Here is a 14,317-nt window from a genome sequence, read left to right as displayed (position 1 = left end):
AATTACGCGTCACGTTCCGCGACATTATCCCTCGAACCGATATCCGCCGCCTCTCACCGTGACGATGCGTTTGGGTTCGCTGGAATTCTCCTCTATCTTCTGCCTCAGCCACCTGATATGGACGTCCACCGTGCGGCTGTCGCCGATGAAGTCCCAGCCCCAGACGCGTTCCAGAATGAACTCGCGCGAAAGCATCTGCCTGCGGTGTTCGGCAAGGAAAAGCAACAGTTCATACTCTTTTGGTTTGAGTTGGATCGGAGTCTCGTTCAACAGTACTTCGCGGCGGGTGAGGTTGATGGTCAGGTTATCGAAGGTGAGGGTCTCGTGCCGCGCCTCTTCGACGGATTTGCCCATTTCCTCTCGCAGGAGGCGTGCGCGGCGCAACTGCGCCTTCACCCGGGCGATCAATTCGCGCATCGAGAAGGGCTTGGTCAGATAATCGTCTGCGCCGACTTCGAGACCCACCACCCGGTCGATTTCATCGTCGCGGGCGGTCAGCATCAGGATGGCTGTGGACATTTCCTTGCGAAGGATGCGCGCGACCTCAAAGCCGTCCATATGAGGGAGCATGATATCGAGAACGATCAAGTCAGGGTTGAACTTGCGGGCAGCCTCGAGCGCTGAGAGCCCGTCGCCCGATGTCTCGATGATATATCCCTCCTTTTTCAGATTATAGGCAAGCGCGTCCTGAAGCGCGATCTCGTCTTCGACAATCAAAATCTTTTCCGGCATGGACGGCACTATACCATATGGGTCAGCCCTGTCTGTTAAATCGATGTTAATGACTTCAAAGCCGTTTGCCGCCCCTTCATTTCCTCTTCCTAAAGAACAAAGGCAGGGTGACGATCAAAACAATGACCACTCCCATCACCAGGATTCCATCCGTCGAACCGATCTCGGAGTCATCCCCGACTTGAGAAGCCGGGATGAATGATTGAATCTCCGCCCGACCGGCATGGGCATCCTTGGCGAAAACAGCAGGGGGGTTGAAATTGGCCAGCGCAAGCAGGATGACCAGTAAAACCAACAGCAAGGCGGTCAGACCAAGAAAATGATTTGCCTTCATTGTGCGTTCATTATAATTGAATCATGTTCGAACCTCCGCCTTCGATCCCGCCAGGGTGGGCGAAGTACTCAAGATAAAAAAGATACAACTTGTACCATTTTACACTTTCGATGTATAATCCGCCCGTTGCGCGTCGGCTGGGCTGACGCGCAAAATGATGTAGAATACCGGAATTGGCGCGGCTGGACAAACGTAGGGGGTGGTCCTTTTATTGGTGGATCAGCGGCGCTTCAGGACCTTTACGAAAACAAAGGCAATCGGCTAACGCTGCCGTTCCAAGCAGGCGGCGTTACGCTTAATTTATTTCAGGAGCATCCATGATCAAAAAGTTTTTCGACTGGCTGAAACAGCCTCTTGGACTGATCGCGGCGGGGATCGTGTTCCTGGCGGTGTTCAGCGTGTTTGCATACTGGCTCTATACGACCCAGCAGGCGCCCGCCCAACCCGTTCCGGGATTTCCACATAAGACCCATGTGGCGTTCGGCATTCAATGCCTGTATTGTCATCCGGGGGCATCCAAAGGACCCGCGGCCGGGATTCCCTCGCAATCGAAATGTTGGGGGTGTCACAACCAGATCGTCAAGACGCGCGACAGCGCCCTGCTTGCCCCGCTCAAGGATGCCGTATTGAATGGGGAGTCGCTGGTCTGGGTCCCTGTTGCCATCGTCCCGGACTTTGTCCAGTTTAATCATCGCGCGCACATCGCCGCTGGAAAGAACTGCGAAGACTGTCACGGCGATGTAAGCCAGATGGGAATTTACGAGAACCCGCAGGTGTTTAACATGGGTTGGTGTCTGAACTGTCACGTCGAAACCGCTGGCGAGGATCAGGAATTGTTGATCAAACTCTCAGACTGCGGCACGTGTCACTATTAATCCGGGTGAAAGGAATCCAACATGAGTGAACAATTTTCCCGGCGTGATTTTCTAAAACTGGCTGGTGTGGGCGCGGCGACCACGGCGATCCTCACGGGTTGCGGTCCCGCGTCTCGTTATGTCAAACGCGAACCCTACCAGCAGATGCCCGAATACAATTCGGTCGGGCAGAGCACATATTACGCCACTACATGCCGCGAATGCGCGGCTGGATGCGGTCTCGTCGTTCGCACGTATCAAGGGCGGGCCCTCAAGGTTGAAGGCAATGCCAGCCATCCCCTCAACCTCGGAAAGACCTGCGCGCGGGGGCAAGCCACCCTGCAGGGTTTGTACAACCCAAATCGCATACAGGGTCCCATCAAACATGCGCGCGGAGATCGCCTGTACGACTCGTTTTCGAATCCTTTTCTGGACGATATCAATAATGCGCCTGCCAACATGACCTGGGATGAAGCCATCCAGGTGGTGGCGGATGCGCTGAAAAATTACAAACCGAATGAGATCGCCTTCCTGATGGGAATGGCTCCCGATCATCTCTTCGATCTTGTAACCGATCTTGCAAAAGCCACCGGCATGAATGCGCCCCTCCGTTTTGGAGCGTTGAGCATGTTCGAAGCCCGCGCCACCTTGAGCAAGGCGGTCGAAAATCTTTTCGGTCAACCCGGCCTGCCCTTCTTCGATGTCGGCGGCGCGCAAACGGTCTTCTCCTTCGGCGCGAATTTCCTGGAGACGTGGCTTTCGCCGGTTTCATACACGCGCGGTTTTGCCGGTTTGCGTGAGGCGGAAACCAAGCTGCGCGGAAAATTCGTTCAATTCGAGACGCGGATGTCTTCCACCGGAGCCAAAGCGGACCATTGGGTCCCGCTTCGCCCCGGGACCGAAGGCTTGGTTGCGCTTGCAATCGGTAAACTCGTCTCGGAGATTCGCGGCGGTGCAATTCCGCGCGCATTTTCCGGCGTGAACCCGGCTGAAGCCGCTGAAACAGCCGGCGTCGAGTTGGAAGCGCTTGAAAACCTCGCAGGGATGTTTGCTACATCCAATGTGCTTGCCATCCCCGGCGGCGCGGCTCTCGGTCAATCGAATGGTTTGGAGATCGCCGAAGCGATCCTCGCCTTGAACGCACTCTCTGATAATTTTGGCCAGCCCGGCGGCGTGTATCTTTCGCCGCTTGCCCCCGATCAGACCGGGTACAACCGACCGGCATCGGCTGAAGAAATGAAAACCTTTGTGGAGAAAATGGCTGGCGGCGCGATCAAGGTATTGTTCGTTCACGGGGTCAATCCTGTCTTCGAGTTGCCCAAATCCCTTGGTTTTGAAGACGCGCTTACTAGTGTGGAACAGGTCATTTCATTTGCGACATTCCCAGATGACACTGCCACCGGCGCGGATTACGTCTTTCCCGATCATCACTCGCTCGAATCCTGGGGTTACCAGCGAATCGCCACCGGCACATCGCAACCGGTGCTTTCCGGCGCGCAGCCCGTTGTGACCCCGTTCTTCGATACGCGCTCCACAGCCGATGTGTTGATCGCCGCAGCGAATCTGGCTGGAGGGAAGTTTGCCTCCGCGCTGCCGTTTGCTGATGAGGTTGAATTTCTCCAGACAAAGGTCGGTGCATTGCTCAGCCAGGCGGGCGGTTCCTTCGACGCGCCGGATGCGGCCACATTCATGGCTTATTTCCAGCAGTATGGCGGCTGGTTCAGGAATGCCGATGCGCGTATTGTGCCGGATGGTTCAGGTGTTCTCAACAGCAACCTCAGCGGTTCTGTGGCAGAATTTTCGGGCGAGGGCGAATTCTTCCTAGTCCCGTTCGTTTCGCCAACCCTTGCCGAGGCGGGCGCGAATAAACCCTGGCTCCAGGAACTGCCGGACCCGACCACAACCGTGATGTGGAATACATGGATCGAGATCAATCCCGAGACCGCACATGAACTGGGTATCGAGAACGACGATGTGGTCAAGATTGTCGGCGAACTGGGAGAAGTGCAGGCGTACGCTTATTTGTATCCGGCGATCCGTCCCGATGCGGTTGCAATACCTTTCGGGCAGGGTCATAAAGCCTATGGTCGTTACGCCGAGGGCCGCGGAGCGAATCCTGCCGATTTGTTGGCCGCGCACTTCAACAAAGCCGGTGACCTGGCGTTCGGCGGCATGAAAGTCAAATTGGAAAAAGTCTCCAGCGCAGAGAGAGGCGTCGGTCTTTCCCGAATGGAAAGCCGCATGGGTGTGTACGGTGAATCGATGGGAGAGGAGCATTAGTCATGATCAGACCCGAAGAGATCAAAATGAGCGAGGAAGAAACCGGCAAGTGGGGCATGGTCATCAATCAGGACCTATGCACGGGATGCCAGGCTTGTGTGGCTGCCTGTGCCATGGAAAACAATATTTCCTTCGTAGGCGAGGTCGATTCAGGTTATGGGCGATCCATGCACTGGATCCGAATCGAGCGATTTTGGGAGGGCGAATACCCTGAAGTAAAGATGACCCCGCAACAGCCCATGCTTTGCCAGCAATGCGGCCACGCCAACTGCGAACCGGTTTGTCCGGCATACGCCACGGTGCATTCGCAGGCTGAGAAGTTGAATTTACAGGTTTACAATCGCTGCGTCGGTACGCGTTACTGCGCGAATAACTGCCCATATCAGGTGCGCGCGTTCAACTGGCGCGATTACAAACGTCCCGAACCGCTTCCGAATCAATTGAACCCCGATGTCACCGTGCGCCGCATGGGTGTGATGGAGAAATGCACTTTCTGCATCCAACGCATTCATAAAGCGCAGGACAAGGCAAAATCGGAAGACCGCGAAGTTTATGATGGCGAATTCACCACCGCCTGTGCGCAAGCCTGTCCGGCCAACGCCATTGTTTTCGGACGTGTCGATCACCCCGAGTCGCTGGTCTCACAACTGGCGCATAAGGGGCATGGCGTCAAACATCTTGAAGAGCTTGGCACGTTCCCGAACGTGACCTACTTCAAGGGAGGGTAATCATGGCAGATCAGAAACAACACAAGGATGCCGCGCGATCGCACGAAGAGCATCTTCGCGAAAAGCACCTGATGCTCGACCCGCTCCCACGCGGGAAGATGAACGAGATGGTCATGGAGGCAATGATGGCGCCTCCCACCTGGAAGTGGTGGCTGGTCTTCACCTTTCTGGCTGGATTCGTCGTCTGGGGCTTGTTCTATAACTGGAGTGTCCTGATCACAAAAGGTCAGGGTGAGGCGGGCGTAATGCGCCCGGATTATTGGGGTATTTTCCTCGTGAACACTGTGTTCTGGATCGGCATCAGCCATGCAGGGACGTTCATTTCCGCGATTCTGCGTGTCTTCCGGTCCGAATTCCGCCGCCCGTTCACCCGCGCGGCGGAATTGATGACGACTTTCGGCCTCGTGCAGGCTGGTTTCAGTGTCTTCATGCACATGGGACGTGTGTGGCTTGCCTACTGGCTCATGCCTTACCCCAACCAGCGCATGTTGTGGCCCAACCTGCATTCCCCGCTGACATGGGACCTGCTGGCGATCACGACCTATGTTTTGGGCAGTACGATGTATCTCTTCCTGCCTCTCATCCCCGATATGGCGATGGCGCGCGACCGTTCCACCGGCTGGCGAAAGACATTTTATAAAATCCTTGCCCTGGGTTTCCGCGGAACCGAAGGCGAGTGGACCCACCTGCGCAACGCGATGAATATCTTTGCGTTCGCGATCATCCCGGTGATGTTCTCGGTCCATACCATCGTGTCCTGGGACTTTGCGGCGGCCACCCGTCCCGGTTGGAACTCGACCATATTTGGTCCGTACTTCGTGATCGGAGCACTTCATTCCGGAATGGGCGCGGCGATCGCAGTGCTGGCGGTTATTCGCGGCACCATGAAGAATATGAAGTACTTCATCCGTCCGGAACATTTCGACGCGGTCGGCAAACTCATGCTCATTATCTCGATGGGCTGGACGTATTTCTTCTTCAATGATTACATGGTGCAGTGGTACGGCGGCGATAAGTGGACCCGCCAACTGCTTCACTTCCACGAAGCCGGTCCGTTGGGATGGTTATGGTTCGTCATGCTCATCTCCAACATCGCCATTCCCTGGGCGATCTTGTGGAATCAGAAATGGCGCTCCACCCCATGGCTTGTCGCCACGGTCGGCATCATCATTAACGTCGGCATGTGGATCGAGCGTTACGTGATCATCCCGATTTCGGTCACAATCAACCGCATGCCGTTTACCTGGCGTATGTACACGCCCGGCATCGAAATCCCGATGGGATTGGGTACGGTTGCGCTCTTTATCCTTCTGTATATGATCGCATCCAAGTTGATCCCGCTCATTCCTGTATGGGAAGTCCAGGAGGGGCAGATGGCGCATGCATTCAAGAAATTCGGCCGTGAGACGGTTGTCACCGTCAGCGAGCTGGAGTAGGAGGACGAGATGACTGACACAAAAACAGATACCAAGATCGTCGACCTGCTTGCGGTCTTCCCGGACCTCGAACCTGCGGCGAACGCCATCGAGCAATTGCGCACGTTGGGCGTTCACGACGATTGCATGAATGTCATCTCCGGCATCCCGGTTACTGAGGCGATGCTTGGTCGGCCCCATCAATGGACGAACGTTCCCCGGATCGCAATGGGCGGCGCCATCCTTGGCTTCCTTGGCGCGGTATTCCTTGCCTACATTGCGCCGTTCCTCTATCCTTATCCCATCCAGGTGAGTACACAATCCTTCATCCCTGGTCCGCCCACGGCTGTCGTCCTGTTCGAATTGACCATGCTGGGCATGTTACTTTCAACCTTCCTCGGTGTGTTCCTCGATAGCCTATTCCCCAACTATCGCCCGATGAAGTACGTCCCCGAGATCAGCGACGGCAAGATCGCCATCCTGGTCGAATGCCCGCATGCGGACGAAAACAAAATCATGGACGCCCTGAAGAAAATGGGCGCTGAATCTGTGAGGCCTGCGGAGGCGCAACACCTATGAGACTTTTCAAACAACTCCTTGTTGTATTTGCCGTTCTGGCGGCGCTGCTTGGCCTATTGATGGTCTTCGCCTACGACGTCATAAAATATGATTGGATCGTGTTCATGGAGATCCAATCTGCGTTCGACGATCAGGAAGCGCCGCTTCCAGTCCCCGCAAGCTCCATTCCCGTGGAAGGAGCTGCATATTTGCCCGGGATGGGTGAACCGCTTAATCCGGTCCCTGCCGATGAAATATCCATTGCCCGAGGCGCGGAGCTCTATCAGATCCACTGTCAGATGTGTCATGGCGAATCCGGGCAGGGGAATGGCACGGTTGCGGCTTTCCTTGTCAAAAAGAAACCAGCCGATCTCTCAAGCGAAATCGTGCAAGCCAAGTCTGACGGCAGCATGTTCCTGACCATCACCAACGGCATTTGGAACCCGACGAATACTCTCTTCCCGGAGGTGCAGTTCTCCGGACAAATGCCGCCGCTAAATGAGAACCTTTCCGTACGCGAACGCTGGGATGTGGTGAATTTCATCCGCACGCTCAAAGCCAGCCAGTAAAAAGGGAGATGCCTGTAATGAACGACGATGTTCGAAGATATATCTATGGCGCGTTGACGGTATTCCTGGTGGGCGTGCTTGCCTGGGTGGGTTTTATTTATGTGAATGCCTGCGGGTTTACGCTCACCTGTCATCGCGGCGATTTGACAGCGGCGCGTACCCCCGTCCCGACATTGATTCCTGCCACGCTTCCGGCAATGCAGGCTGATTCAAACTCCGCCTCAACCCCGGACGAATGTTATGTCGCTGCGGCGGACCTGGTCGGAGCGTGGGTCGAAGCGGGGGCATCCAACACCGAAGCTTTCCAGTTCGAGGATGTCAATGCGCAGACTTGCGAATCGACCTTCGAAGAGATCGAACCTCTCTTCGTCAATTCCAATTTGTGGTATTCCGGCTCACTTGCCTGTAGTTCCTGTCATTCGGTGGATTTGGCGGTTTCCCCCGCCCAATTGGACCTGAGCAGTTATGAAGGCATTCTTGCCGGTTCACGCCGCGCCGACGATGCGCCCAAAGGCACCGACATCCTCGGCGGCGGAAATTGGAAATCGTCCCTGTTGTATCAATTCATAGCCGAGACGATGGCGGATGTTCCCGGGCACGACGAGGCGCTTGATTCCGGTCTGATGATATACGCCGGAACGCCTCTTTCCGAGGATGCGGGTCCGTAGCAAAATAAAGTGGAAGTTTTAACATTGGTGTGAAATGAAAACATGACTCACCCCGAAATAAAGGTTTCGCGGGTGAGTTCGTTTTAAGAACAAATGGGACGCTGATAAACGCTGAAAACGCGGATTTATAATAGACTTCCTGCAAAAGTCACAATTTTATCTTGCTCAAGGCGGCGTCCCCGCCGCCGGGGACTGCGGCGGGAGCACTTATGCAAGAGGTCTAATACCTTTTCCAAGTAAATCTGCGCTCGTCCGCGTCCCAAATTAAATTCGGGGTTAATTATGTTTTAGATGATTTTCGATAAGCCATCGCTATCGGTTGAATCATCGCGGCGGAGAGGGCGGGATTCGAATGTCATTTCCTCAATGGGGGCGGGTGAACCTATTATGAAAACATCCCTTGCGGGATGTTTTCACTGGCGGAGAGGGCGGGATTCGAATGTCATCCCCTCAATGGGGGCGGGCGAACCCATTATGAAAACATCCCTTGCGGGATGTTTTCACTGGCGGAGAGGGCGGGATTCGAACCCGCGAACCTTTGTGGGTTACACGCTTTCCAAGCGTGCGCGCTAAGCCAGACTACGCGACCTCTCCGAATCGAAAGCGACCGGGATTATACCATGTGTTTTCGAATGGCAACCTTTATGGCGACCCCGCGGAAATGACCTCTTCTGCGTTGAAGAAAACGTATGGCGTCCCGGGAGGTTCGACCCAGTCTCCGCATAAATGGATCAGCGAACCGGATTTCGGCAATTGACTGGTCGGCAGGATGACGATCGCTTCCCTGTTGGTCTGGAGGTTGAGCGCATAATAAAGGGTATTCTCAGGGTCGATGGAACCCATCGCTGAGATCAGGTATGAATCGGGCAGGCTGTGAATATTCCGGCGAAAGACGCTGATGTGAAAATCGGGCATCCAATCTATGAATGCGCGGTTCTCGCGATGAAGATTGATCGCCGTGCCTTCATCGAATCGTGTAAAGAAACCCTCCAGTTCATCGGGGCAGGCGGTTTGCGGCGCGGGTGGAATAATACCGTTCGTTTTTATTAGAATCGGGGCAGCGATCATCACCAGTATCAAGGCAATGGAAAATATTGCAACTGGGGATTGATTTTGCGAAGATTCAGGCTGCGGCTTGAAAAATTGGGCAGGAATTTTATCAATTAGATAAGCCAACCCCATTCCCGGCAGCAGGACGAAGAACGGAATCGTGGCGGCGTATAGGCGGACACGGTAAGCGTCTGTGGGCGGCACGAAGGGAACCGATGCCAGCACGCCCAAAGCGGTCAACAGGGCAAGGCTTGTGTATGGGTTCTTGCGGTCCATGAACCATTTATAGATACCCAATCCGTTCAAGAGATACATTCCCCAGCGCGCTGCAAGGTTTACCCAGTAATTATCTCCTGCCACAAAGGCATAAGCGTTGTACCAGGTGTTCGAAAAGAACATGCGCCAGTAAAAGAGAGCGCCTTTGACGATGAGTTCCGGCTGGGTACGGATAAGTTCAAAAGCCAGTTTGTAAATGGCTGGTGTGACTTCCTTGTCGTTGAGCAGCGCCAATTGGGGATTCGCATCGAAGACGTACGTCCAGGAATTGCCGCCGGAAGCCAACCCGTAGAACGCCCACGCGAAATTTTCGAAGGCGACACCGCCCGAGTTGGATACAAAGTCGATCATGCGGCTGTTTGCATAAAAGACGATCAGAATGACTGCAGCGCCCAGCCCAAAGAGTTTAAATGAAAGTTTTCCCTGACCACGAAACGCCAATCCGCCCCATAAAAGCAGGGCTGGCAGGACGAACATCGCGCCCGGACGGATGTTCAATGCAAGAGCGATCATTGCGATCCCGAATACAACAGCGCGTTCCTTGTTCGCCGAAATTCCGCGCCACAACAAGGCGGTTCCAAGAAGACTGACAGGCAGACTCAGCGATTCGGACATGGTCGTGCCGCTGTGATGGCGATAGTACAGGAACATGAGCATGAGAAAGAAGACCGCGACCTCCGCGCCGTGAGTCCGCTGAATTTCTCGGCTGGCAAAGTAACAAGAGAAACCTGCCATCGCGGTGAAGATTCCCACAGCAGACATCAAGTTCCTTTCGGTGAGCCATAGGAAGAATGAAAGCAGCCCGGCGAAGAACGGACGCATCGCCGTGAAATTGGAGACGTCGATCCCGTACTGGAGGCGTGTTGCGTCGGTATAGTACCCAGCGGCATCGGTGAGCGGAATAAGACCGTTCAATACAACGGATTGCGTATCTCCGGATGCCCATAAACCCGCCAGCCCCAAAGCGAATAGGGACATGGTGGCAGCCCATGAGAGCAATTCGCCGATCCGGCCTGGGACGCGGAATGCCGCATAGACGACCAGCGCTGCGAGCGGAATGACGATCCCAAAGCCGGTCCTCAACGCCATGCTGATGGGTCGCAGAAGATTCGGAGAACGGTTATTCAGGATCAGGATGAAGATCAGAAGGGAGATTCCAAGGCAGACCGCCTGCCATGCCAGCGGATGAATTCTTTTTTCGATTTGTCGATTCATTGCTGACAATTATAAAATGGTTTCACTGCAACGGGCGGAATTGTCCATTAACGCAACAGGTCACGCGCGAACGTGACCTGTGCTTGGAAAACGGCACTTCTTGGAGGAGATAGTGTTCCGTTTTTTACGAGATTTGCGCCTGCCTTGACGCGTCAGGATTTGTATTCACTTCAGCCCGGGTTTCCTTATGATTCTCTTCGATGTTGATGAGAGCGGGAACGAGGAAACCGCCAAGTCCGATCAACAGGTTCAGGATGCCCGCCACCCAGAACCAGGTTTGATAGCTGGTCGCATCGGTCACGGGACCTGCGATCAGGAAGCCGAGCGGCATCATCGCTTGCGCCACACTGCTGACCAGCGACATGACCCGTCCCTGCATACCCGGTTCGACCACTGATTGGAAGAGCGCGTGGAGGGGTCCGTTCGCCATCGGCATCATGAAACCGATGAAGAACATCGAGACGATCATGATCCAGAATTTATCGGCGGGAGCGGCGGCAATGGCGAGAATGGCGAAGCTGAACAGGACAATGCCCGTGAGCGAGGTGACGATCTTTTTCTTGAAGCCGCCCCACACACTGAGCGTGATTCCGCCCGCGATCATTCCGACGCCGAAGAAGGAATCAAGGCTGCCCAACTCCAGCGCGCCCTTGCCGAAGTATTTTGTCACCAGCAGGGGAGTCAATGCCGATGTGGGGGCAAGCAGGAAGTTCAGCATCGCCGCCATCAAGCCGAGCATCAACAGACCTGGCCAGGATGCCATATATTTGAACCCTGCGCCCAGGTCCTGAAGAAATCCCGCCTTCGGTGCGGAGGGATGCACATCTTTACGTTCAGGCTGGGGGATGGAATAGAATAACAGCGGGGTGACTCCCAAAATGGCGGTAAGCACGTCGATCATCAACACGTTTTGAGTGGGCATAACCGCCACCAGCAGCGCACCCACCGGAGGCGCGACGATGCTTACGAGTCCCTGCAGGGTCTGGTTTGCGCCCGAAACGCGCGCAAGGTGTTCCTTCGGCACCATCAATGTTGTGGAAGCCGACATGGCGGGATGATGGAACGCTCCGCCCGCAGATCGGACGGTCAAAGCCAGGTAGACATGCCAGACCTCCGCAGCGCCGGACCAGAATAAATAGGCGAGAAGAAGCGTCGAGACCGCGATCAGCGAATCCGAAACGATCATGATGATCCTCCGGTTGCCGCGATCCACGATCGTTCCAGCGATAGGTCCCAGGAGAATCTGCGGCAGCATCCCGAAGAGGGAGGCGGTGGCAAGCACCGTCGCCGAACCGGTCTTCTGGGTGAGGTGCCAGATGAGCGCAAATTGAACGAGCGACGAGCCGAAAAGTGAAAGCGCCTGCCCGGTGAAGATGGTGAAAAAGCGCCTTGCCCAATTTTTCCCGATTGTTTCGCTCGTCATAGCAGTTTTCCTGAATTCTGGAGAGCGGTTTTTACTTTGTCGCTCGCCTGAAAGATTCCATACACTTTGATGGAATCGACCACTTCCTCCACAAGCGGAACCGGGACATCGTTCGGGATCTGGTACAAGCCGATGATGCTGATCTTGATCTTTTCCCCCTTTGCCTTGTAGCGTTCGAAATCGGCAAGGCTGTGATAGAACGCGCCCACACCGTACGAATGACGCGTTACGGATTGCTGGACCTCGAGGGTGTGCTTTTCCAACTGCGAACGGATGGCAGTGCGGATGAAATCGGTGCGGTTGGAGTAATGCCCCTGCTCCACCAGCAGGTCGATCTTTCCGAGGTCCACCGCCCCAAGATTAATTGTGATTTTCTCTGTATCGGTCATTTCTCCTCTGAAAACCATCCATATAGATGGTACATGGATGTATTTTACTAATTTATTGAGATTTGTCAAGGAAAAACCATCTATGTGGATGGTTTGGGGATGGTCTTTTTCTCAAATTAATGTCGCCAGTGAATTTTCAAGCTCTCGAAGAGATGTTCAAAGATTTTCGAAGAATATTCCTTGAAGTCCGCACAAAAATTAATCCCGGGCTGGTCGATTGACTTCCTGATAGGTTTTGAACGGTTTTTCCCATAAAATCCCGGCATCAACGATAGGAGTTTCCATGAAAGCATTTAAACGCATCATTCTTCGACTTTTAGCTGGTCTGGCGATTCTGATTCTGTTCATCCCCCTGAGCATTTTCGTGGATGGGCTGATCGGCGGGGACCGGGTTGAAAAGTTGACGAACACCACCATCCCTGGCACCAATGGCGGACCGATCGTCCGCGCATATGTGGCGGAGCCCGAAGGGGAGGGTCCATTTCCAACGGTGATCATGATCCATGAGTTCTTTGGCTTGAACGAGAGCATGATCTCCAAGGCGGATTTACTTGCGGAGGAAGGCTATCTGGTGGTTGCTCCCGATACCTTCCGCGGCGAGACCACCTCGTGGATACCGCGAGCCATTTATTTGGTCTCAACAACCGACCAGGCTGACGTAAACGCAGACTTGGATTCGGTTTACGCCTGGCTAAAGACGCAACCCAACGTGGCTTCCAACCGCATCGGCATCGCAGGCTTTTGTTATGGAGGGCGCGTTTCGATGCTGTACAGCCTTCACAACAGCGGCATGGCAGTGACGGTGATTTTCTACGGTTCGTCTGAAACAGATCCGGAAATTTTGAAGAACCTCTCCGGTCCCGTTTTGGGGATTTTCGGCGGGGCGGACCAGTCGATTCCCCTCGAAGAAGTGAACGCGCTCGATAAGGGATTGGAAACCGCGGGCGTTCCGCACCAGGTCACTATCTATGACGGTCAGCCCCACGCCTTTGTGACGGGCGCCGAGGGTATTCAAACCGACCCGGTCCAAGCCGAAGCGTGGAACGAGATGCTGACATTCTTGGACGTAAACCTGAAATCCAAATCCGGTTCCGGACAGGATGGAAACAGCTTTTCTCACGAAGCGCCCTTCCCCTGGCATTACTACATGATGCTTGTGTATGAACATGCCTTGGGTCCATTGGGACATCAGCACTAAGACCAGCCCGCTCCCGCGTGAAAAATGACCGGGGGCGGGTTTGCTTATAATGGGTGCATGTCCTTCATACCTCCGCCCACTAAAATCCCGTTCTTCCTAAAACTTGGAATTCTGGTTTCGGAACGAATAACCGGCAGGACGATGCTCCCGCCGCGCATCCTCGCCTGGTATCCAAAAGCCGCCGTGGGCTCGGGCATCATGGAAGCCTTGGTTGCCCACGAAGACGGGCGCATGGATAAGCGCATGTTAAAGTTGATTCGCATGGCGGCTTCCTACGCGGTCGCCTGTCCCTTTTGCGTGGATATGAACTCGCACGAGTATCGCAAATACGGCATCACGGACGAGGAAGCCCAGTCTCTGCGCGGGGATTTCGAGAACCTCGCTTCTTTTTCTGAACGGGAGAAACTGGCAATCACCTATACCCGCCTGATATCATCCACACCCCTAAAATTTCACCCGGATGTTGTGGAAAAAGTAAAAACCGCCTTTACCGAACGGGAATTTGTGATTCTCGTCAGCACAGCGGCTCAAGTTAATTTTTGGGCAAGGCTCATTCAGGGACTTGGCATCCCGCCTGCTGGGTTTGGGGAATAGAAATAAAAACCTCCGAAGCCATATCAACCTCGGA

14 protein-coding genes and 1 tRNA gene are annotated in these 14,317 nt (G+C 54.5%); 9 read left to right on the top strand and 6 right to left on the bottom strand.

Features of this window, described 5'->3' with window-relative positions:
- Positions 1 to 24: 24 nt before the first annotated feature.
- Entirely contained in the window at positions 25 to 732 is a 708-nt protein-coding gene (locus HS100_02890) for a response regulator transcription factor (GenBank protein ID MBE7432838.1), read from the bottom strand.
- Between the two features lie 76 nt (positions 733 to 808).
- Positions 809 to 1,066: a hypothetical protein gene (locus HS100_02885; GenBank protein MBE7432837.1), complete on the bottom strand. Its 258-nt coding sequence runs from the start codon at positions 1,064 to 1,066 to the stop codon at positions 809 to 811.
- Between the two features lie 317 nt (positions 1,067 to 1,383).
- Here HS100_02885 and HS100_02880 point away from each other — a divergent pair, with 317 nt between their 5' ends.
- From HS100_02880 to HS100_02850, 7 genes are read left to right on the top strand one after another with little or no spacing between them, the layout of a single operon-like run.
- The gene (locus HS100_02880; GenBank protein MBE7432836.1) at positions 1,384 to 1,941 is read left to right on the top strand and encodes a cytochrome c3 family protein; all 558 of its coding nucleotides are present in this window, start codon (positions 1,384 to 1,386) and stop codon (positions 1,939 to 1,941) included.
- 21 nt (positions 1,942 to 1,962) lie between these two features.
- A complete protein-coding gene (locus tag HS100_02875) occupies positions 1,963 to 4,200 on the top strand; it encodes a molybdopterin-dependent oxidoreductase (GenBank protein ID MBE7432835.1) in 2,238 nt (745 codons plus the stop codon).
- A 26-nt stretch (positions 4,201 to 4,226) separates the two neighbouring features.
- Positions 4,227 to 4,928 carry a 4Fe-4S dicluster domain-containing protein gene (locus HS100_02870; GenBank protein MBE7432834.1) on the top strand — a complete coding sequence of 234 codons (702 nt, stop codon included), beginning with the start codon at positions 4,227 to 4,229 and terminating at the stop codon, positions 4,926 to 4,928.
- Positions 4,929 to 4,930: 2 nt separating this feature from the next.
- On the top strand, positions 4,931 to 6,364 hold the full coding sequence (gene nrfD, locus HS100_02865) for a polysulfide reductase NrfD (GenBank protein ID MBE7432833.1): 1,434 nt from the start codon (positions 4,931 to 4,933) through the stop codon (positions 6,362 to 6,364).
- Between the two features lie 9 nt (positions 6,365 to 6,373).
- Entirely contained in the window at positions 6,374 to 6,922 is a 549-nt protein-coding gene (locus HS100_02860) for a DUF3341 domain-containing protein (GenBank protein ID MBE7432832.1), read from the top strand.
- On the top strand, positions 6,919 to 7,470 hold the full coding sequence (locus tag HS100_02855; GenBank protein ID MBE7432831.1) for a cytochrome c: 552 nt from the start codon (positions 6,919 to 6,921) through the stop codon (positions 7,468 to 7,470). Before HS100_02860 ends, HS100_02855 begins: the two co-directional genes overlap by 4 nt.
- A gap of 17 nt (positions 7,471 to 7,487) precedes the next feature.
- The gene (locus tag HS100_02850; protein ID MBE7432830.1) at positions 7,488 to 8,138 is read left to right on the top strand and encodes a hypothetical protein; all 651 of its coding nucleotides are present in this window, start codon (positions 7,488 to 7,490) and stop codon (positions 8,136 to 8,138) included.
- A 504-nt stretch (positions 8,139 to 8,642) separates the two neighbouring features.
- Here the strand turns inward: HS100_02850 and HS100_02845 are convergent.
- The 4 genes from HS100_02845 to HS100_02830 all read right to left on the bottom strand — a co-directional run bounded on the left by HS100_02845 (position 8,643) and on the right by HS100_02830 (position 12,509).
- Positions 8,643 to 8,732 (bottom strand) — tRNA-Ser (locus HS100_02845).
- A gap of 48 nt (positions 8,733 to 8,780) precedes the next feature.
- On the bottom strand, positions 8,781 to 10,679 hold the full coding sequence (locus HS100_02840) for a hypothetical protein (protein MBE7432829.1): 1,899 nt from the start codon (positions 10,677 to 10,679) through the stop codon (positions 8,781 to 8,783).
- Between the two features lie 124 nt (positions 10,680 to 10,803).
- Positions 10,804 to 12,102, bottom strand: a complete 1,299-nt coding sequence (locus HS100_02835) for an MFS transporter (GenBank protein MBE7432828.1) — start codon at positions 12,100 to 12,102, stop codon at positions 10,804 to 10,806.
- Positions 12,099 to 12,509 (bottom strand): CopG family transcriptional regulator, encoded by a 411-nt coding sequence (locus tag HS100_02830; protein ID MBE7432827.1) that lies wholly within the window; start codon positions 12,507 to 12,509, stop codon positions 12,099 to 12,101. The genes HS100_02835 and HS100_02830 overlap by 4 nt, the downstream gene beginning before the upstream one ends.
- Before the next feature lie 265 nt (positions 12,510 to 12,774).
- Between HS100_02830 and HS100_02825 the strand changes: the two genes are divergently transcribed.
- Both HS100_02825 and HS100_02820 read left to right on the top strand, forming a co-directional pair.
- A complete protein-coding gene (locus HS100_02825; GenBank protein MBE7432826.1) occupies positions 12,775 to 13,689 on the top strand; it encodes a dienelactone hydrolase family protein in 915 nt (304 codons plus the stop codon).
- 57 nt (positions 13,690 to 13,746) lie between these two features.
- Positions 13,747 to 14,283: a carboxymuconolactone decarboxylase family protein gene (locus tag HS100_02820; GenBank protein ID MBE7432825.1), complete on the top strand. Its 537-nt coding sequence runs from the start codon at positions 13,747 to 13,749 to the stop codon at positions 14,281 to 14,283.
- The last annotated feature ends 34 nt before the right edge of the window (positions 14,284 to 14,317 follow it).

The sequence above is a fragment of the Anaerolineales bacterium genome (assembly GCA_015075725.1).
Lineage (GTDB): Bacteria > Chloroflexota > Anaerolineae > Anaerolineales > Villigracilaceae > Villigracilis.
Note: the sequence above shows the minus strand (reverse complement) of the source record. Positions and strands in the feature narration are given on the sequence as shown.